The sequence below is a fragment of the Pseudomonas sp. S2_A02 genome (assembly GCF_054668495.1).
This window is the reverse complement of record NZ_CP162776.1, coordinates 3,526,312-3,546,570: the sequence shown is the minus strand read 5'-3', so window position 1 is coordinate 3,546,570 and position 20,259 is coordinate 3,526,312. Positions and strand designations below refer to the sequence as shown.

Here is a 20,259-nt window from a genome sequence, read left to right as displayed (position 1 = left end):
CAATGAGCAACGACGATCGTACCCAATTCATGCCGACACCCGGTGGCCGTGGTGCCGACCCGGCCCGCCCGGAGGCTGGTCGCGTCCAGCCCGCGCCACTTTCGATGCCGGCCGCGCCGCTTTTGATCGGCACGGCCGAAGGTCTCAACCCCCTGGAGAGCGCCGCTGGCCCGTTGCTGGCTTTGCTGACTCGCTTGCGCAACACCATTGCCCACCCGGCGCCAGCGAGCCTGCGGGCGCAATTACTGGCCTACCTGCGCCAGTTCGAGGAACGCGCCGAGGCTGCCGGTGTGGTGCGCAACGATGTATTGCTGGCCCGTTACGCCTTGTGCACGGCTCTGGATGAAGCAGTGTTGAGTACGCCGTGGGGTGGTGCCAGCGATTGGGGCAAACAGAGCCTGCTGATCACCGTGCACAACGAAGCCTGGGGCGGCGAGAAGGTGTTCCAGCTGTTGGAACATTGCCTGCAAAGCCCCCGCGAACGTTTGTATCTGCTGGAGCTGTTGTACCTGTGCATGTGCCTGGGTTTCGAAGGGCGTTATCGGGTCATGAACGACGGTCGCAGCCAACTGGAAGCCTTGCGTGAACGCACCAGTGCAGTCATCCGCAGTGCCCGTGGCGATTATGAGCGTGAACTGTCGCCCCATTGGCGTGGCGTCAGCGTGGCCCGCGACCGGCTGGCGCAATTCATGCCGCCATGGATCGCCGTGGCCATCGGCGTGGCGTTGCTGCTGGCACTGCTGTTCGGCCTGCGCTTGAAACTGGCCGCCGATGCCGAGCCGGTGTTTAAAAATATCCATGCGCTGGGTGAGATCCCGGTGCAGGCCATCGACCGTCCGGTGGTGCAACCGAAACTGATCGAGCGTCCGCGCCTGGCGGGCTTTCTTGCCGATGAAATCAAGGCTGGGCGGATAGCGGTGGAAGACGCCGTTGACCGTTCAGTGGTGACCATCCGTGGCGATGAACTGTTCGCTTCGGGCAGCGCCAGCATCGTCGACAATTTTCAGCCGCTGATGCTGCGCATCGCCGATGCCGTTCGCAAGGTCAAGGGCCAGGTCCGGGTGACCGGCCACAGCGACAATCGCCCGATTGCCACTTTGCGGTTTCCATCGAATTGGGCCTTGTCCGAGGCGCGGGCCACTTCGGTGCTGCAAATCCTTTCGGCCAAAACCGGGCAGCCGGAACGCTTCAGCGCCGAAGGCCGCAGCGACACCGAACCGTTGGCCTCGAACGCGACAACAGAGGGCCGCGCACGCAACCGTCGGGTCGAAATTACAGTGTTGGCGGAGGGGGTCGAGTGAAGGCGTTTTTCAGTTTTATCATCCGCTGGGTCATTCCATTGCTGGGGTTGATCGCCCTGAGCCTGATCATCTGGTTTGTCGGGCCGCTGCTCGAGTTCCTGGTACCCGAAGGCCGGCGCTGGGCGCTGATCATTCTGGTGTTCGCGGTGTGGATCGCCTATCGGCTGTTTCGCATCATCCAGGCTCGCCGTCAGGCCGCTGAAGTGATGCGCAGCCTGGCGGCGCAAACCCCGCCGGACCCGACCAGCATCGCCACTGCCGAAGAGCTCGAAACCCTGCGCCAGCGCATGGACGAAGCCTTGGCGCTGTTGAAGAAAGCCAAGCTGGGCGGTGACGAGCGTCGTAACCTGTACGAACTCCCGTGGTACGTGATCATCGGCCCGCCGGGTTCGGGCAAGACCACGGCGCTGGTCAATTCCGGGCTGCATTTTCCGTTGGCGGCGCAGTTGGGCGCCGGGGCGGTCCGTGGCGTCGGTGGCACGCGCAATTGCGATTGGTGGTTTACCGATCAGGCCGTGCTGCTCGATACCGCCGGGCGCTACACCACCCAGGACAGCGACGCGACAGTCGATAAAGCCGCGTGGCTGGGTTTTCTCGGCCTGTTGAAAAAACAGCGGGCCCGGCGTCCGATCGACGGCGCGTTTATCGCCATCAGCCTCTCCGATCTGCTGCTGGGCAGCGACGCCGAGCGCGCTGCCCATGCCGCCGCGATCCGCCTGCGTATCCAGGAGCTGTACACGCAACTCGGCGTGCGCTTTCCGATCTACCTGATGCTGACCAAGCTCGATCTGGTGCCAGGGTTCATGGAGTATTTCGATACCCTGAGCAAGGAAGAGCGGGCCCAGGTCTGGGGTATGACCTTTGCCCTGGACGACGGCAAAAACAATGATAGCCCGCTGGCCCATCTGCAAAGCGAGTTCACCGGCCTGGAACAGCGCCTCAACGACCGTTTGGTGGAGCGTTTGCAACAGGAACGCGACCCGGCGCGGCGCGATCTGATCTACGGCTTCCCGCAACAGTTCGGCGCGTTGAAAGATTGCCTGCAAAGCTTCCTTGAGGGCGTATTCAAACCCAACGCCTTTGAAGAGCGGGTGCTGTTGCGCGGTGTGTATTTCACCAGCGGCACCCAGGAAGGCAGCCCGATTGACCGGCTGATCGGCTCCATGGCCCAGAGCATGAACCTGGACCGCCAGCATCTGGCGCGCCAGAACGGCACCGGGCGCAGTTACTTCATTGAAAAACTCTTCAGCGCCGTGGCCTTTGCCGAGCGTGGGCTGGTGGGGGTCAATCCGAAAGTCGAACGTCGGCGCAAGTGGATTGCCCGGGGCGTGCTGGCCTCGACCGTGGCCCTGGTGCTGGTGGTCGGGACCTTGTGGTGGGTCAGCTACCGCGCCAACCAGGCGTATATCGCGCAAGTCGATCAGAAAGTTGCGCCCCTGGGCCAGGCCGTGCAGAACCTCAGCCCGGCACAACGGGACGTGCTGGCGGTGTTGCCCTTGCTCAGCGCGGTAAAGCACTTGGCCGACGACGCGCCGAGCTGGGCCGAAGGCCTGGGCCTGTATCAGGGCAACATGCTTGAAGCCGAGTCTGGCAGCGTCTATCGCAAGCTGCTGATCGCGGTCTTCGCGCCACGCTTGCTCACGCGCATCGAAGAGCAACTGCACGGCGGCGGCAATTCAGACTTCCTTTACGAAGGTTTGAAGGCCTACCTGATGCTCGCCGACAGCGAGCATTACGATGCCGACTTCATCAAGGCGTGGATCGCCCTGGATTGGGATCGTAGCCTGCCGCGCGACTTGCCGGCCGAGCAGCGCGCAGCCCTCGGGGAGCATTTGCAGGCACTGTTCGAGCGCCATCCGCCCACCGCACGTCTGGACCCGCGCCTGATCGACGACCTGCGCCGACAGTTGCAGCAGCTGCCGGTGGCCCAGCGCGTCTATGACCGGGTCAAGCGCCAGAAACTGCCGGACGGCATCCCGGATTTTCGGATCAACGAGGCGGCCGGGCGTGATGCCGCGCTGGTGTTCAGCCGCAAGAGCGGCAAGCCGCTGGGCGAACCCTTGAGTGGTTTCTTCACCGCCAAGGGTTATCGCCAAGGGTTTTTGCTCACCAGCCTGAGCCAGACCGGTACCTTGGCCGAGGAGCAGTGGGTGCTCGGTCGCGACCAGGCAGAACAACAGAACGTCGCCAGCCTGGCCGCCGACGTGCGCCGTCTGTATTTCCAGGATTACCAGCGCCAGTGGGATGCCTTGTTGGCTGATATCGACTTTGTGCCGATCACCAGCGTGGCCCAGGCCGCCGATGTGCTGCGGGTGATTTCCGGCCCGACCTCGCCGTTAAAAAAACTGCTGGTAGCAGTGGCGAAGGAAACCGACCTGCAACAGGAAGAACGCCTGCTGGCCGCCAAGGGCGCGCCGGTGGAAGGCGGGGTCGACAAGCTCAAGGAGCGCTTGGGCACCTTGCTCGGCCAGGAGCAGGCGACGCAAAACACACCGCAGGCCAGTGAAGATCCCATCACCGCGCATTTTGCCGAACTCAACAGCATCGTCAGCAAAAACGAAGGCGAGCCGGCGGCCATCGACGGCCTGCTGGCCGACATGAACGCCCTGTATGTGCAGGTCAGCGCCATGGTCGGCGCCAGCGGCGACGCCTTGCTCGGCGAAGCCAAGAACCAGGCCGCGGCGGCCGCGACACGGGTCAGCCTCAACGCCGAACGTCAGCCGCCGCTGGTACAGGGCTTGGTCAAGTCGGTGGTCAACTCCACCACCAACAGCATGATGGGCGGGGTACGCAATCAACTGAACGCGGCCTGGACCAGCGAAGTGGTGAACATCTATCGCCAGTCCCTGGCCGGACGTTATCCGATGTCGCCCGGCAGTGCGCGGGACGCAACCCTGGACGACTTCGGCCAGTTCTTCGGCGTAGGCGGGGTGATGGATAACTACTTCCGCAAATACCTGCAACCGTACGTGGATACCTCGACCCAGGCCTGGCGCTGGCAACCGGGCGCCGCACAGAAGCTCGGCATCGCCCCGGGCGTGCTGCAAACCTTCCAGCGGGCAGCGACCATCCGGGATGCGTTTTTCCGTTCCGGCGGCACCCAGCCGATGGTGCGCTTCGAACTCAAGCCCGTGGCGATGGACGCCACCATCACCCAGTTTTTGCTCGACCTCGATGGCCAGCAATTGAGTTACGACCACGGCCCGAGCCGCCCTACCTCCATGCAATGGCCCAACCCCGGCAGCATCGGCGTGGTGCGGATCTCGATCATGCCGCCTTCGGCCAGTGGTCGTTCGGGCATCACCCTGGACGGGCCTTGGGCCTGGTTCCGCCTGCTGGAGCAATCGGACCTGACCGCCGGTAACTCGCCGGATCGCTTCAACCTGCGGCTGCGGGTCGATGGCGCCAGCGTCTCTTATGAGCTGCGGGCCAACAGCGCCTTCAACCCATTCAAGAGTCGTGTGCTCAACGGTTTCAGCTTGCCGGAGCGGTTATGAGCACGCCGGGCTTCTATGGAAAGCTGGCCAGTCGCGGGGACTTTGTCAGCCGTGGCTTGCCTAAGAGTTTTATCGACCCCTGGGATTCGTGGCTGGCGGCTGGTCTGCTCGCCAGCCAGACAAGCCTCGGCGAGCGTTGGCTGGACGCCTATCTGGTCAGTCCCTTGTGGCGCTTCATGATCGCCCCTGGCGTGTGCGGGCCGGACGCTGCCGTCGGCGTGGTGATGCCGAGCATCGATCGGGTTGGCCGGTATTTTCCGCTGACCGTCGCGGTGCTACTGGACCCGGATGCGGACCCGGCATCGGTGGTCGGCGGTGCGGATGATTGGTTTGAGCGGGTGGAGAATCTGTTGCTGAGTACGCTGAACGTGGAGGCCAGTTTCGAAGCCTTCGGCGCGCAGCTGGAGACCTTGGGCAGCCCGATGTATCTCCCACGCACCCCGAGCAGTCGATTCGCCAGCCTGCATCGCTTCGATGCCAGCGACCCGCAACGGCGGATGTATGCGCTCGCCGAGTCGGCCTGCGAAGGCGTGAGCCTGTGGTGGGGCCAGGGTTCGGAGCGTATCGCGCCCGGTTTGTTGCGGTGCCAGGGATTGCCGGCCGCCGCTGATTTTGCGCAATTTTTGCTCGGCCAAGAAGGTGTTGTGTAGATGTGTCCAAGCCTTGGAAAGACGTTCAAGTCTGCAAGCAAGAGCCATGTCGGCATGGTCCGTCAGGTTAACGAAGATGCCTGCCTGGACCGGCCGGAAAACGGCCTGTGGGTGGTCGCCGATGGCATGGGTGGGCACGCGGCGGGCGACTACGTCAGCAGTCTGATTGTCGACAGTCTGCGTAGCATTGCCGTGGGCCGCTCGCTGGATGAATACGTCGCGGCGCTGAAAACCGACCTGCTGCGGGTCAACGCCGCCGTGCGTGAAGAAACCGCCAACCGCGGCGTGACCATGATGGGTAGCACGGTGGTGGTGCTGGCGGCGCGCGGCTTGCGCGGGGTGTGCCTGTGGGCGGGTGACAGCCGCTTGTATCGCCTGCGTGACGGCCTGCTCGAAAGCATCTCGCGGGACCACAGTTACGTTCAGGATCTACAGGACAGCGGCCTGCTCAGCGAAGCTGAAGCCCGGGTGCATCCACGGGCCAATATTGTCACCCGTGCCATTGGGGTCGAGGCGCAACTGGAGCTGGCGACAGTCGAGCTGCTGTTGATGCCCGGCGACAGTTACCTGTTGTGCAGCGACGGGCTGAACAAAACCATCGCTGACCATGAGATCAGTGAGGTGCTGAGTCACGACGAGCCCGGCGAAATCGCCAGCAGCCTGGTGTCCCTGGGCCTGATGCGCGGCGCTCCGGACAACATCACCGTCATCGTCGTGAAGGTGCCTTCATGAGCCTCACCGCGAACATTCTGATCCCGGGCTACGACATCGGCGATGAGATCGGCGAAGGCGCCATGGCCAGCGTTTACCTGGCGACCCAGCGCTCGCTGGAACGCAAGGTGGCATTGAAGGTTATGGCCGCTGCGCTGGCGGCCGACCCGAGTTTCTGCGAGCGCTTCCTGCGCGAAGGTAAAACCCTGGCGCGCCTGTCTCACCCGCATACGGTCACCATCCATGACATCGGCCATGTCGGTGAGCTGTATTACATGGCCATGGAATTCCTGCCCAACGGCACGCTCAAGGAGCGCATCGCCGCCGGTCTGACGCCGGAGCAGGGCCTGATCTATATCCGTCAGATCGCCTCGGCCCTGGGCTACGCCCATGGGCTGGGGCTGGTTCATCGCGATGTCAAACCGGCGAACATTCTGTTCCGTGCCGATGGCACGGCGGTGCTCTCAGACTTCGGCATCGCCAAGTCCATGGATGACCGCACCCAGTTCACCCAAGCCGGTTTCGCCGTCGGTACTCCCAGCTACATGAGCCCGGAACAGGCGCGCGGCCAGGATATTGATGGCCGGGCCGACCTTTATGCCCTGGGCGTGGTGCTCTACGAAATCCTCGTCGGCAAACTGCCGTATACCGGCAACGACGCACTCTCCACGGCCCTGGCGCATTTGACCGAACCGTTGCCGGAGCTGCCGGTGCACCACGGTCGCTATCAAGAAGTGCTGCGCAAGCTGTTGGCCAAGGATCCGGCCGAGCGTTTCCCGGATGCAGCGGCGCTGTTGCAGGCGCTGGATAATCTGCCTCGGGAATCGGTTGAAGCGACCACCATCCGGCCATTGCCAATTGCGGTATCGCCGATTGCGGTGAGCAATGACCTGGCGGGACTGACGCCGGTGTCCATCGATATACCGACCGGCCCCGCGCAGCCACAACCTCGATCCAAGCCTGTACCCAAGCCTGTTCCGCCGACTGTGAAGCCGACGCCGTCGTCCACGGTCTCGGAACAGCGCAAGGGGCCGGTGTTTGCACTCGCCTTCGTCGCGGTAGCCGTGGCGCTGGCCTTGGGCGGCGCGGGTTATTGGTGGCTGTCCGGTGATGTCGAAGCCGACGCCAAGGTGCCGGTGGTTTCAGCACCGCCGGCCAGTGCACCGCCGGCCAGTGCGCCGCCGACCGTGGCGCCACCCGTAAAGCCTCCCGTGGCAACGGAGGTCGATGGCGGTCAGCGGCCGCTGCTGATGGCCGGCAAAAAAACCTTGTTCCAGCGAGTGCTCAGCAAGCCGGGGGCGAAACTCGTCAGCGACCCGGGGGCCACACCTGACAAGGCCTTGCCGGCGTTTTCCGTGCTTTATGTCTATCAGCGCAAAGAGCTTGATGGCAGCCCTTGGCTGCGTGTCGGCGCTGCCACCGACGGGCGCACTGACGGCTGGTTGCCGGCCGCTCAAGTCAGCGACTGGAAGCAAAGCCTGGTACTTAAATTCACCGAACGCTCCGGCCGTGCGCCGGTGATGTTCCTGCGTAAGCCCGGTGACGTGGAGAAGCTGCTGGCCGATCCGTCGGCAGCCAAAAACGTGCTGCTCAAGGCCCAGCAGAATCGCGAAGACAACCAGCAGGTACTGGCCCTGGAACCGGCCGCCAGTGCGGTGCCGCAAAACCAGTTTTACCTGTTGCCGATTTTCGACTCGCGCGAGAGCTTCGATGAAAACGGTCAGTCGGTGCAGTTGCTGAACGTGGCGTCCATCGATCCCGGTGATGCTCCAAAGGCCGCTGCCAACAACACGCCAATCACTACCGCTAACGCCGACGCGTTCCGCACCGCCGTGGTGTTGGTCGTTGACACCACCGTGTCCATGCAGCCCTACATCGATCAGGTTCGCGACGTCGTACACCAACTGCAAACCCGCATCGCCGAGCGGGGCGAGCAGGACAGTGTCAGCTTCGGTCTGGTGGGGTTTCGTAGCAGCACCCAGAAAACCCCAGGCCTGGAATACGTCGCCAAAACCTTGATCACCCTGGAACAGGGCCGCGACCCACAGCGCTTCATGGACCTGGCGCGTCAGGTCAAGGCGTCCACGGTCTCCAGCCATTCGTTCAACGAAGATGCGTTTGCCGGTGTGATGGAAGCGGTCGAGGGCATGGACTGGTCCGGCTATGGCGGGCGCTTGATCCTGTTAGTCACCGATGCCGGTGCCTTGCGCAAGAACGACCCGTATGCCGCCACGCAAATGAACGAGGCCGAAGTGCGCCAAGCCGCGCTGGGCAAGCAGATCAAGATCTACGCCTTGCACCTGCTCAGCGATGCCGGCAAGAAAACCCATGGCGGTGCGCAAAGCCAATATCGGACCCTGACCGCCGACGCCAACCCGCAGATCGGCGACCTGTACATTCCGGTACCAGGCGCCGATGTGCGCAAGTTCGGTGAGCGGGTGGACGAGATCGGTTCGGTGTTTGCCGACCTGGTGCATCAGGTGCGTGGCAACAAGCCGCAAACCGTGCCGCTGCTGAGCGCCGCGCCGAGTCTGACTGACAAGTCGGCAGCCATCGGTTACGCGATGCACATGGACTTCCTGGGGCGTAAAGCCGCCAGCCAGGCGCCGCAACTGGTCAGTGCCTGGACCGCTGACCGCGACCTGACCAACCCGGCGCTGCCGGCGTTCCAGGTGTGCGTGATGCTGACCAAGTTGCAGCTCAACGACTTGCAGCAATCGCTGAAACTGATCGTTGATGCCGCGCGCAAGACCCAGACCTCGCCGAAGAATTTCTTCCAGGAAATCGCCAGCGCCAGTGCCTACATGAGCCGTGATCCTTCGGCCTTGCGCAAGGGTGGCAACCTGGCCGATGGCGGGGTTCTGGGTGAGTACCTGGAGGGGCTGCCTTACCGCAGCAAGTCGTTGAACATGACCCAGGATTTGTGGCTTTCGCTGAGCGTGGCCGAGCAGGAGGACTTTATCGACGAGCTGGATTCGAAGATCCGCCTCTACGAAACCTTCCACAACGACTTGGCTAACTGGGTGCGTTTCGGCGATGCCGAACCGGGTGATGCCTTGTACCGCGTTCCGTTGTCGACGCTGCCGTGATGCTGAACATGAGCGCAGTGCACAAACACCGGGGCGTCGGCAGCCAGCGTTACAGCCTGGTGATTCCACGGCTGCAACTGCATGCCGGTGAACAATTGGCGGTGGTCGGTCCCAGTGGTTGTGGCAAAAGCACGTTGCTCGATTTGCTGGCGCTGGTGCTGGCGCCGGATCAGGCCGGGCAGTTTGATTTTGCGCTCGGCCAAACCAGGATGGACATTACCGGGCTGTGGCGCGCAGAGGCGCAAAGTGCCTTGGCTGACCTGCGCCGCCGGCACTTGGGTTACGTGCTGCAAACCGGTGGCCTGCTGGATTTTCTGGACGTGCGCGGCAACATCGACCTGTCGCGCAAACTGCTCGGCTTGAAAGACGATGGCAGTGTGGATCGCTTGGCCGGGGCATTGGATATCACCGATCAATTGGGCAAAAAACCGGGTGACTTGTCCGTCGGCCAACGGCAGCGGGTGAGTTGTGCCCGTGCCCTGGCCCATGGGCCGCATCTGCTGTTGGCCGATGAACCGACCGCCGCCCTCGATCCGCTGAACGCCGAACGAGTTATGCAGTTGTTGGTGACCCAGGCCCGCGAACATGGCGTGTGCTGCGTCGTCGCGACCCACGACGAATCACTGGCCCGCGCCAGCGGTTTGCAGGTGCGGCGCATCAGTTGTCATCGCGACATCGATGGCGGTGTCACCGCCGTTCTCGGGGAGGCCTGCTGATGCGCAGCGCGCTGGTGGCTTCCCTCGCCTGGCAGGATTACCGCAACGATGCGTGGCTGTCGGCTTGTTCGGTACTGGCGTTGGTGGCGGTGGTCGCACCGCTGCTGGTGCTGTTCGGCTTGAAATTCGGCCTGGTCAGCAGTTTGACCGAGCGCCTGGAAAACGACCCGGCCACGCGGGAAATCATTCCCTTGGGTGGCGGCCGGTTCAGTGCCGCGTTTATCGAACAATTGAACCAGCGCAGCGACGTGGCTTTCGCCTTGCCGCGCACCCGGCAGATTGCCGCGACGGCGGATCTGACCACTGGCGCTTCGGCGGTGACCGTCGAAATGATCCCCACCGCCGCCAACGATCCCTTGCTCGGCAGTCTACCGGTGCCCCAAGGGCTGGATCAGGTGCTGCTCAGCCAGACCGCCGCCGAAAAACTCGGGGCCAAGGCCGGTGATTGGCTGGAGGCCAGTTTTGGTCGGCAGGTGGCTGGTCGTGGCGAGGCGCAGCGCACTCGCGTCCAGGTGCTGCACGTTCTGCCGCTGGAAGCCTTCGCCCGGGACGGATTGTTCGCATCATTGGCGTTACTGGAAGCGGCTGAAGATTACCGGGATGGTCGCGCCGTGCCAGCGTTCGGTTGGCCAGGTGATGCGGCGGGCGTGACGGAGCAGCGGGTGTATCCGGCGTTTCGCCTGTACGCCCGCACTCTCAAGGATGTCGAGCAGCTGCGTCAGTACTTCGCTGCACAGAATCTGCTGGTCTCGACCCAGGCCCAGACCATCGCCCAGGTGCAATCGCTGAGCCGCAACCTGTCGATCGTGTTCTGGATCATCGCGGGGTTGGCCTTGACGGGAGCGTTCGCGGCGATTTTTGCCGGCGCGCTGGCGGCGGTCGAGCGCAAGCGCCGAGAGTTGTCAGTGTTGCGCCTGCTGGGGTTTTCCACGGCGGCGTTGCTGTTGTTTGTGGTGGTGCAGGCGCTGTACAGCGCCGGCCTTGCCGCCCTGTTGAGTGCCGGGCTGTATGGCTTGGCGCAATCGGGTTTAAACCATTTATTTGCGCAGATGCCGGGCGAGTACGCCAGCCATCTGCTGGCGCGTCACTACGCGTTGGCCCTGGCGGCAGTACTCGGCGTCAGCGCCGTGGCGGCAGTCTGTGGTGGCTGGCGAGTGGCGCGTATCCAGGCGTGTGAAGGAATTAGAGATGTATAAGTTACTGGGCGCCGCTGTGGCGCTGAGCCTGGCCAGCATGGTCTGGGCTGATGAAAGCACCGACAAACTGGACAACCCCAAGCCGTTGCCCGATGACATCAGCCTGCCGCTGCCGTGCGAAGGGCAGATGGTGTTCCGTTACGTCTACATCCTGGCGCAGGGCACTCTGGACGACCGCGAGATCAGCCTCGGCTATCCATTCAGCGAGGGCGAGGCCGGTTATCAACAGTCGTTCATCTCCGGTTACCGCCGGGACTTTATCAACGGCCAATTCACCCTCAAGGATCTGCCCAAGGATTGGGGCAAGACCATCACGCCGTTGATGCCCAAGACGGACGCCAAGACCCCGCTCAAACCGATGCTCTATTTCATCGGCAAATACGAAGTCACCGCCCGTCAGTACGCCCAGGTCATGGCCCAGGCGCAATCGTTGGCCAGCGGCGAGCCGGCGCCGGCCTGCGAGGCATTGCAAGCCGAGGCCCCGCAAGGCATGGCCGGGCGTTTGCCCAAGGTGAAATTGTCGCGCTTTGAGGCCGAACGCTTCTCTGCGGTGTATAGCGCCTGGCTGATGAAATACCACAAGGACCTGCTACCGGTGAGCGGTCGTGGTACCTCGGCGGAAGAGGGCGGGCTGGGTTTTGTGCGCTTGCCGACTGAGGTCGAATGGGAATTTGCTGCCCGTGGCGGGCAGGCCGTTAGCCGTCAGGACCTGGAAGGGCGTCTGTTTCCCCGGCGTCTGGAAGGCAGCGAAAGCGATGGGCCACTGGCGGACTGGGCAGTCTTCAATCAGGTCGCCGGTGGCACCGGCCAGGCCGCGCGCCTGATGCCGATCGGTACCAAATTGCCAAACCCCATCGGCCTGTTTGACGTGATCGGCAACGCCGCCGAGATGGTCCAGGAGTCCTTCCAGCTTGTGCATTCCGGACGCCGCCAAGGCACCTATGGCGGCTTCGTGGTCAAGGGCGGCAATTACCTGGAGGGCGAGGGCACCTTGTTTACCGGGATGCGTCGCGAGTACCCGCTGTTCGCCGCCGACGGCACCGAGCAAAGCAACGAAACCACCGGCTTCCGGGTCGCGATTGGCGCGTTGTCGGCGCCACGTTCGCGCTACAAGGAACTGTTTGCCCAATGGCAGAAAGAAGGTCGGCTGGCTTCGCTGACCGATGCCATTGACGACGCCCAGGACCCGACCAAACGCCTGGACAGCATCATTGCCGCCAGTGTCGACCCGCGCCTGCAAGCCGAGTTGGGGCTGGTCAACGAAGAGCTCAAGCGCAACGTCTCGCTCATCGCCCAGCAGCGTGAGGAAGCGGCCGGCAACCTGATCCAGTCGGCGGCCCTGGTGGCCGAAACCATCAACAACTACAACATTCGCCTGACCAATTTACAGAAGAGTCGCCAGCAGGCCGTGGACGCCAGGGACGAGGCCAGCGCCAAGCTGTTCGCTACCGCCATCGACAATGGCCGCAGCGCGCTGGACGGCGCGGTGGCGATCTATATCGACAACCTGGCGACTGGCACGCGCTACACCGATGCCGTGATCCAGGCGCAATTTCAACGCATCAAGGAAGAGTTGGAGCGCAAGCCGGTACTGGGCAAGAGCCTGGTAACGCGCGCGACGTTATTCGTTCGCCATGTCGGTGATTATCGTCAGCAACGACGAGCCGACCCGGCGGCGATATTGAAGGAATTGCTCGCATCGAACGCTCAGCGGTCTTGATCGTTCGTTGTACAGCGAGCTTGGAAGGGACTCAGGCGGCGGTGGGCCGTGCTGAGCTGGTCAAACTTAAAAGAGAACACAACTATGCTTTCCTCCCGTAAACCTTTTGCTTCGCTTTCCAAGCGTCACTTGCTGCTGATGGCCGTCGGCTTCAGCACCGTACTGACCGGTTGCGCCACGTCGCCGACCTCCAAGGTCGCCTCGAGCACCAAGGTCGAGTACTACCCGAACTGCTACGAGCCGGTGCAGCACCTGCGTGCCACTGATTCGAACATGACCAAGTCGGTCGTCACTGGCGCGGCCGTCGGCGCTGTCGGCGGTGCACTGCTGGGCGCCCTGACCGACTCCGAGAACCGTGGCCGCAACGCCGCCATCGGTGCAGCGGGTGGTGCCGTGGCGGGCGGCGCGGCCGGTTACTACACCGAGCGCCAGAAGCAGATCGCCGATGACAACCAGCGCATCGCGTCCTACGCCTCCGACGTCAACAAAAGTGCCGCCGACATCGACCGTAGCACTGCGTACGCCAAGACTTCGCAGCAGTGCTACCAGAACGCGTTCACCAAACTGGTCGCCGACCGCAAGGCCAAGACCGTCAACGACACCGAAGGCCGCAAGCGCCTGGCAGAAATCGTCGCTGGCCTCAAAGAGTCCAACGACCTGATCGTCGCGGTTAACGGTAAAGCCAGCGAAGACCTGAACAACTACACCCAGGCCTATGAAAAAGACCTGCAGCAAGTAGGCGTGCAGCGCACTGACGTGGTCACTGTGGCAACCGCCGACACCACGCCGGTCGTGGCGCCGACCAAGAGCAAAAAAGCGGTGAAACCGGCGAAAAAACCGGTGCTGCCAACCGTGCCGAAAGAAGCGGTCACCACCGAGAAAACCCTGCAGACCGCCAAGACCAAACAGGATGAAAGCAAGCAGGTCGCCAGCGCCGGCACCACTCAGGTCAACAGCATGTGCAAGAACGCGGACCTGGGCGACTGGGCACCGGTGCCTTGCCCGAATGCTTGATTAAGTTGCTGTAGATCTTTGATCACTCCCACGCTCTGCGTGGGGGTGATCTGTACGGGCTACACCTTGGCGCCATGCGCCGCCCTCTCCTGCGCTTGCAAATGATCAAGCGCTCGCTATACCGGCAACTGCAGGTCATCCGCCATTCTGCTGAACGCTAATGTGCATGATCTCCCGGGCAGGTTCGGGAATCTCCTGCTTGTCCAGCCCCGTTGCTTGCGAATAAAGCGAGTCGGTGCCATCGCCGTTCGGCGGGTATCTGACGGTTTTCGTACAAACCCCTAAGATTTCTCCCTCTCGTGCCGACAGACTGATGAGACATGCGTGCACCAAAGTAGAGCGGCTCCAGAATGCCGTCTGCGCTGTTACATGGAATGTTGCAATCCGGAACGCATCCCCACTTTTTGCATAAGAAGTCCCATGAAATGAATCTCAAGTTCAGCCATAAAATTCTGCTGGCCGCTTCAGGCGTCGTGGTGCTGGCTTTTGCGTTGTTCACTTTGTACAACGACTATCTGCAGCGAAACACCATTCGGCAAAATATTGAATCTTCCGTTGAGCAAGCGGGCGACCTGACCGCCAGCAGCGTGCAGAACTGGATGAGTGGCCGCGTGTTGGTCCTGGAAAACCTCGCGCAGAACGTCGCTCATCAAGGCGCCAATGCCGATCTGCCGGGGCTGGTCGATCAACCCGCCCTCACCTCGAACTTCCAGTTCACCTACGTCGGGCAGGCCAATGGTGTGTTCACCCAGCGCCCTGACGCGAAGATGCCGGACGGCTACGATCCGCGTCAGCGCCCCTGGTACAAACAAGCCGTGGTCGCCGACAAGACCATGCTGACCCCGCCTTACATGGCCTCGGTCGGCGGGTTAGTGGTGACCATCGCCATGCCGGTGAAAAAGAACGGCGAACTGCTGGGCGTCGTCGGCGGCGACCTGAGTCTGGAAACCCTGGTGAAGATCATCAACTCGGTGGACTTCGGTGGCATCGGTCACGCGTTCCTCGTCAGCGCCGACGGTCAGGTGATCGTCAGCCCGGACAAGGATCAGGTGATGAAGAACCTGAAAGACATCTATCCGGGTTCCAGTGTCCGCATCGAGAAAGGCAATCAGGAAGTAGCACTGAACAAGCAGGACCGCATCCTCTCGTTCACGCCGGTGAGTGGTTTACCAAATGCCGAATGGTACGTCGGTCTGTCGATCGACAAGGCCAAGGCCTACGCACCACTGAGCCAGTTCCGCACTTCGGCGCTGATCGCGATGTTCATCGCCGTGAGCGCCATTGCAGTGCTGCTGAGTCTGCTGATCAGCGTGCTGATGCGGCCGCTGACCACAATGGGCCGTGCGATGCAGGACATCGCTCAGGGCGAGGGCGACCTGACCCGTCGTCTGGTGGTAGAAAGCAAAGACGAATTCGGCGAATTGGGCGGTTCCTTCAACCAGTTCGTGGAGCGAATTCACGCGTCGATTTCCGAAGTGTCCTCGGCGACCCGTCAGGTTCATGACCTGTCGCAACGGGTAATGGCATCGTCCAACGCCTCGATCCTCGGCTCCGATGAACAAAGCGCCCGCACTAACAGTGTGGCTGCGGCGATCAACCAATTGGGCGCCGCCACCCAGGAAATCGCCCGCAACGCCGCCGATGCTTCGCAACACGCCAGCGGCGCGAGCGAGCAGGCCGATGACGGTCGTCAGGTGGTGGAAAAAACCATCCTGGCCATGACTGAGCTGTCGCAGAAAATCAGCCTGTCCTGCACGCAGATCGAAACCTTGAACGCGAGCACCGACAACATTGGCCACATTCTCGATGTGATCAAAGGTATCTCCCAGCAGACCAACTTGCTGGCGCTCAACGCGGCCATCGAAGCGGCCCGTGCTGGTGAGGCCGGTCGTGGTTTTGCGGTGGTGGCGGACGAGGTGCGTAACCTTGCTCATCGCACCCAAGAGTCGGCGGAAGAGATCCACAAGATGATCAGCTCGCTGCAGATCGGTTCTCGCGAAGCGGTGACCACGATGAATGCCAGTCAGGTATCCAGCGAGCAGAGTGTCGAAGTGGCGAACCAGGCCGGCCTGCGACTGGTCAGCGTGACCCAGCGCATCGGCGAAATCGACGGCATGAACCAGTCGGTGGCCGCAGCGACCGAGGAGCAGACTGCAGTGGTGGAAACCCTCAACGTCGACGTCAACCAGATCAACCTGCTGAACCAGCAGAGCGTGGCCAACCTCAATGAAACATTGAAGGATTGCGATGCGCTGTCCCAGCAGGCCAATCGGTTGAAGCAGTTGGTTGATAGCTTCAAGATCTGATTGAGGTCAGTTCTACCGCGTTATCGTTCAATCGCGGGCAAGCCCGCTCCCACATGGTTTGTGTCGTACACACATCCCCTGTGGGAGCGGGCTTGCCCGCGATAGCGGTAGATCAGCCACCGCTGGAACGAAGCCTTACACAAACAGCTTCAACACATTCCCCATCGCATCATCGGCAAACCCCTGAACGAAATCCTTGAACCCCGGCAGGGCTTCGGCACCGCCCTGGGCCGGTTCGGCGATGATGGTCCAGGTCGCTCGCGAATTGCCTGCGCCCAAGGATTCCACACACATCGCCGCCCACAAATTGGCCACGCCCAAGGTGTTGTAGATCGTCGTCCAGGTCATGTTCAGCGCCTGGTCATCCCGGGAGTTGAGTTGCTCGACCACCAGGTTGCCGTCCTTGAAGAATTTCTTGCGCAGCGACGACACGCCTTCGCCCGTCATCTCGATGTGCGACAGCGCCGGAATGAATTGATCGAAGCCGGCAAAGTTACCTACTACCGCCCAGACTTGCGTCGCCTCGGCCGGTACTTCCACCGAAGACACGACGTGGCAGCCGTGAGGGTTTTTGATCAGGGTATCGGGTTGCAGAGTCTTCATGGTTTTGCTCCGTGCAGGGGTAGGGTGAATCAGATGAAATTGATTTCTTTGAGGTAGTCGCAGCCGCGCCGCAGCAGCGCCGGGGATTTTTCCGGGTAGTGCGCGCCCATCTGCCGGACGCCGGCCTGGGCGTTGTCGTGGCCGATCATCGAGATGTCGCCGATGTCTTCTTCGAAGCCGTTGAGGTAGAAGCCCAGCACGCCAAACAGCGCGTTATCACTGTCGACACGGCCCAGTTGCTGCTGCCAGTCGGCGACGCTGACCATGGCGAACTCCCGACCGGCCTCGCGAAATGACGCCACGTAGCAATCCCAGCTCAGGGGCTCGGGGTTGTGCAGGTTGAACACCGCTTTTTCGGCCTGGTAACGGCTGGCGTGGAAGGCGATGAAACGGGCGAGGAAATCCACCGGCATCAGGTCGAAATTCAGCGCGAATTCCGGCACCTGGCCGAGCTGGATCGACCCCTTGAGCATCAGCATCAAGCGATTCTTGTGGGGTTGGCAGACACCGGTGAGGCTGTTGAAACTGATGTTGCCGGGGCGATAAAGATTGACCCGCACCCCACGCTCCCGCGCTCGTTCGAGAATCCGCTCGCCGACCCATTTCGACAGGTTGTAGCCGTTCTTGATGTAGATCGGCGGTGTCTGCGCGGCGGGCAATTCCAGGACCCGGCCATCGTCGGAAATCGTGCTGGACGCCGAGAGCGTCGAGACGAAGTTGAAGATCTTCTTGCTGCGCCCTTCACACAAACGCAGACACTCGAAAATCGGCTCGACGTTGTCCCGCGCCAACGACTCGTAATCGAGGACGTGATTGACGTTGGCGGCGTTGTGCACCAATGCGCCGAACTCGCGATCCAGCCGTACGTAAACATCTTCGCTGAGCCCCAGTTGCGGACGAGTGATGTCCGCCGCGTAAACCCGCACCCGGCTCAAGTCCAGATGCTCCAGACGGTTTTCCCGCAACGCCTGAGCAAAGCGTTGCGCCGCCGATTGCCCGCCGCCATCGCGCACCAGGCACGCTACTTCGCTGGCGCCCCAGGCCAGCAGCGCTTCGACGATATGAACACCGACAAAACTGTTGGCGCCGGTGACGATCACCTTGTGTACATCGCCCATTCGGCTGACCGGCAGCGGCTCGATATCCAGTTCACGGAAGGCATCGGCCAGGGCTTTCTCGCTCAGCACTTCCTCGGTTCCGGAGCCGCGCACCAAGGTCGCCAGCTTCGCAATCGTCGGCAGTTCGATGAAGCGGTTGATCGAGATGCTGCGGCCAAACTCCTCACGCAAACGCAGCAACATGCGTGACAGCAAGATCGAGTGCCCGCCGAGATTGAAGAAACTTTCGTCGGTGGAAATGTCGCTGACGGGCAGCTCCAGCAGCTCGGCCCAGATATTCAGCAGCAACGCTTCATCGGCGCTGGCAGGCAAACGCCGTTGGCTGTTTTCGGTCACGTTGACGGGCAGTTCCAACAGCGCTTTGCGGTCGACCTTGCCGTTGCTGGCGAACGGCATGCTCGCCAGTTCGGTCCATGCGGTCGGCTGCATATAGTCCGGCAGAAACTGCATCGCGTGGGCTTTCAAGGCTTCGCGAGCAGCACCGGGTCGCTCTTCCTGAGGCTGCGCGAGAAAGGCCAGAATCCGTCGATGACGGTCGATGACCACCGCCACCTGACGGTACAGCTGACTGTCGCGCAGGCAGCGTTCGATCTCTTCCGGCTCGACCCGAAAGCCGCGAATCTTCACCTGATTGTCTCGCCGTCCGCACAGCTCGATACCGTCGGGGGTCCACTTGGCCATGTCACCGGAGCGGTAGGCGCGCAAGCTCTGGCCGTTTGGCAGGCTCAGGTTCAGATAACGTTCGGCAGTCTGCTGCGGGTTGTTCAGGTAACCCAGGCATACCCCCGGGCCGACGATGTACAACTCACCGACGGTGTGCTCGGCCACCGGTTGAAAGTCCTCATCGAGGATCAGCACCTGACTGTTGGCAATCGGTGCGCCGAGTGTCCGGTTGTTGTCGCCGGGGCGTAGTTGCCGCGCGGTGATCAGCACCGTGGCTTCGGTCGGGCCGTAGAGGTTGTAGAGATTGCCTTGGCGGGTCAGTTGCTCGATCACATAGGGTTCGCAAACATCACCACCGGTCATCACATGATCGAGAATTTGCAACTGATCCAGCGGCAGGATGCTCAACAGCGCCGGCGGCAAAAAGGCATGGCTGAGTCGTTGGTGGCGGATCAGCTCGACCAGTTGCAACGGGTCGCGACGTTGATCCTCGTTGGGCACGATCAGCTCGGCGCCCTGAAGCAGGGTCGGGAAAATATCGATCAACGATGAGTCGAAACTCAACGATGAAAACTGCAACGCCCGGCTCTGTTCGGTCAGCTGCACGTAGTCGGCGTACCACGCGGTGAAGTGCGCGAGGTTGGCCTGGCTGAGCAACACCCCTTTGGGGTGCCCCGTGGTGCCGGAGGTATAGAGCGCCATGCACGGTGCGTCGAGATCAGGTCGTTGGCGCATCAAGGGTTGATCGAGATTCACATCGCCGATGTCGATGCCGCTGATGTCCAGTCCCGGCATCGTCTCGCTGAGCGGATGTTCTCCGTCATGCAGCAACAACACCGCCCCGGCGTTTTCCAGAATGTACTGCTGACGTTGCAGCGGATGGCTTGGCTCCAGCGGCAGGTACACCGCGCCGGTGCCCAGGATAGCCAGAATCCCCGCATACAACGCGCTGCATTTTGGCAGACAGATCCCGACCACCAACGGTCCTTGATGCTGATCGAGCAACGGCTGTAAACGCTGCTGGATGGCGCGGCTGTGGGCGTGCAATTGCCGATAACTCAGCGACGTGCCGGCGACGTTCAGCGCCGGCCGCTCGGCAGACTGGATGAAGCGCTGTTCAAGCCGCTCGATCATCGGGATCTGGCCGAGTTGCAGCAGCCATGGTTCAGCCTTGGCGTTGAGCTGATGGACGAAGGCCAGGTGTTCTAAAAAAAGCAGGTTTTCCACTTGCCCAAACTGCGCGGGAGCCATCGGTTCTGCCTGCAGGAAATACTCGGCATCCCGGGAGAAGCGGCTAACCAGCAGTGCCACGTGATCGACCAGATCGGCCACCGCTCGCAGGCGCAATGCCTGGCCGTTACCGGACAGTTCTTCGGCGACTGGCACGCGACTTGGCTGCATCGAGTTGTACGTGCACAGCAGGTCCAATGCCGGCAGGCCTGAGGCGCCCGGCACGCCGACACCCAGCTGCAGCGTCAGGCGCGGTGCATCGCCGAAGTCCTGAAACGGCAGGCTCGCATCGTCGATCAGCAAATCACACGTGCTTGGCGCCAACCCCTCCAGATTCACCAGCCGCGCCAGTGAATGACCGTGTTGTTCGAGTTCCAGCGCCAGGTCGGTCAGGGCCTGGCTTTGCCCAATGAGCAAAATATCGAGACGTCTCATGATGTTCTCC

At 62.1% G+C, this 20,259-nt stretch carries 12 protein-coding genes; 10 read left to right on the top strand and 2 right to left on the bottom strand.

Annotated features, from left to right (window positions below; genetic code table 11):
* Positions 1 to 2 precede the first annotated feature (2 nt).
* The 10 genes from AB4O41_RS16105 to AB4O41_RS16060 all read left to right on the top strand — a co-directional run bounded on the left by AB4O41_RS16105 (position 3) and on the right by AB4O41_RS16060 (position 16,200).
* Positions 3 to 1,301: a DotU family type VI secretion system protein gene (locus AB4O41_RS16105; protein WP_460143893.1), complete on the top strand. Its 1,299-nt coding sequence runs from the start codon at positions 3 to 5 to the stop codon at positions 1,299 to 1,301.
* Entirely contained in the window at positions 1,298 to 4,798 is a 3,501-nt protein-coding gene (tssM, locus tag AB4O41_RS16100; RefSeq protein WP_460143892.1) for a type VI secretion system membrane subunit TssM, read from the top strand. Before AB4O41_RS16105 ends, tssM begins: the two co-directional genes overlap by 4 nt.
* On the top strand, positions 4,795 to 5,448 hold the full coding sequence (gene tagF, locus AB4O41_RS16095) for a type VI secretion system-associated protein TagF (protein WP_460143891.1): 654 nt from the start codon (positions 4,795 to 4,797) through the stop codon (positions 5,446 to 5,448). The genes tssM and tagF overlap by 4 nt, the downstream gene beginning before the upstream one ends.
* The gene (locus tag AB4O41_RS16090; protein ID WP_460143890.1) at positions 5,449 to 6,180 is read left to right on the top strand and encodes a PP2C family protein-serine/threonine phosphatase; all 732 of its coding nucleotides are present in this window, start codon (positions 5,449 to 5,451) and stop codon (positions 6,178 to 6,180) included. It abuts the gene before it with no gap.
* Positions 6,177 to 9,248, top strand: coding sequence for a serine/threonine-protein kinase (locus AB4O41_RS16085; protein ID WP_460143889.1), 3,072 nt, complete (start codon positions 6,177 to 6,179; stop codon positions 9,246 to 9,248). Before AB4O41_RS16090 ends, AB4O41_RS16085 begins: the two co-directional genes overlap by 4 nt.
* The gene (locus tag AB4O41_RS16080) at positions 9,248 to 9,964 is read left to right on the top strand and encodes an ABC transporter ATP-binding protein (RefSeq protein ID WP_460148356.1); all 717 of its coding nucleotides are present in this window, start codon (positions 9,248 to 9,250) and stop codon (positions 9,962 to 9,964) included. The genes AB4O41_RS16085 and AB4O41_RS16080 overlap by 1 nt, the downstream gene beginning before the upstream one ends.
* Positions 9,964 to 11,160 carry an ABC transporter permease gene (locus AB4O41_RS16075; protein ID WP_460143888.1) on the top strand — a complete coding sequence of 399 codons (1,197 nt, stop codon included), beginning with the start codon at positions 9,964 to 9,966 and terminating at the stop codon, positions 11,158 to 11,160. The genes AB4O41_RS16080 and AB4O41_RS16075 overlap by 1 nt, the downstream gene beginning before the upstream one ends.
* The gene (locus AB4O41_RS16070) at positions 11,153 to 12,880 is read left to right on the top strand and encodes a formylglycine-generating enzyme family protein (protein WP_460143887.1); all 1,728 of its coding nucleotides are present in this window, start codon (positions 11,153 to 11,155) and stop codon (positions 12,878 to 12,880) included. Before AB4O41_RS16075 ends, AB4O41_RS16070 begins: the two co-directional genes overlap by 8 nt.
* 84 nt (positions 12,881 to 12,964) lie before the next feature.
* Positions 12,965 to 13,894 carry a type VI secretion system-associated lipoprotein TagQ gene (gene tagQ / locus AB4O41_RS16065; RefSeq protein ID WP_460143885.1) on the top strand — a complete coding sequence of 310 codons (930 nt, stop codon included), beginning with the start codon at positions 12,965 to 12,967 and terminating at the stop codon, positions 13,892 to 13,894.
* Positions 13,895 to 14,319: 425 nt separating this feature from the next.
* Complete coding sequence (locus AB4O41_RS16060; RefSeq protein WP_460143884.1) at positions 14,320 to 16,200, top strand: methyl-accepting chemotaxis protein; 1,881 nt, start codon at positions 14,320 to 14,322, stop codon at positions 16,198 to 16,200.
* 135 nt (positions 16,201 to 16,335) lie between these two features.
* Here AB4O41_RS16060 and AB4O41_RS16055 read toward each other — a convergent pair whose 3' ends face one another.
* Together AB4O41_RS16055 and AB4O41_RS16050 are read right to left on the bottom strand one after the other, a co-directional pair.
* Positions 16,336 to 16,803, bottom strand: a complete 468-nt coding sequence (locus tag AB4O41_RS16055) for an SRPBCC family protein (RefSeq protein ID WP_460143883.1) — start codon at positions 16,801 to 16,803, stop codon at positions 16,336 to 16,338.
* A gap of 29 nt (positions 16,804 to 16,832) precedes the next feature.
* Positions 16,833 to 20,249 carry an amino acid adenylation domain-containing protein gene (locus AB4O41_RS16050; RefSeq protein WP_460143882.1) on the bottom strand — a complete coding sequence of 1,139 codons (3,417 nt, stop codon included), beginning with the start codon at positions 20,247 to 20,249 and terminating at the stop codon, positions 16,833 to 16,835.
* Positions 20,250 to 20,259 lie beyond the last annotated feature (10 nt).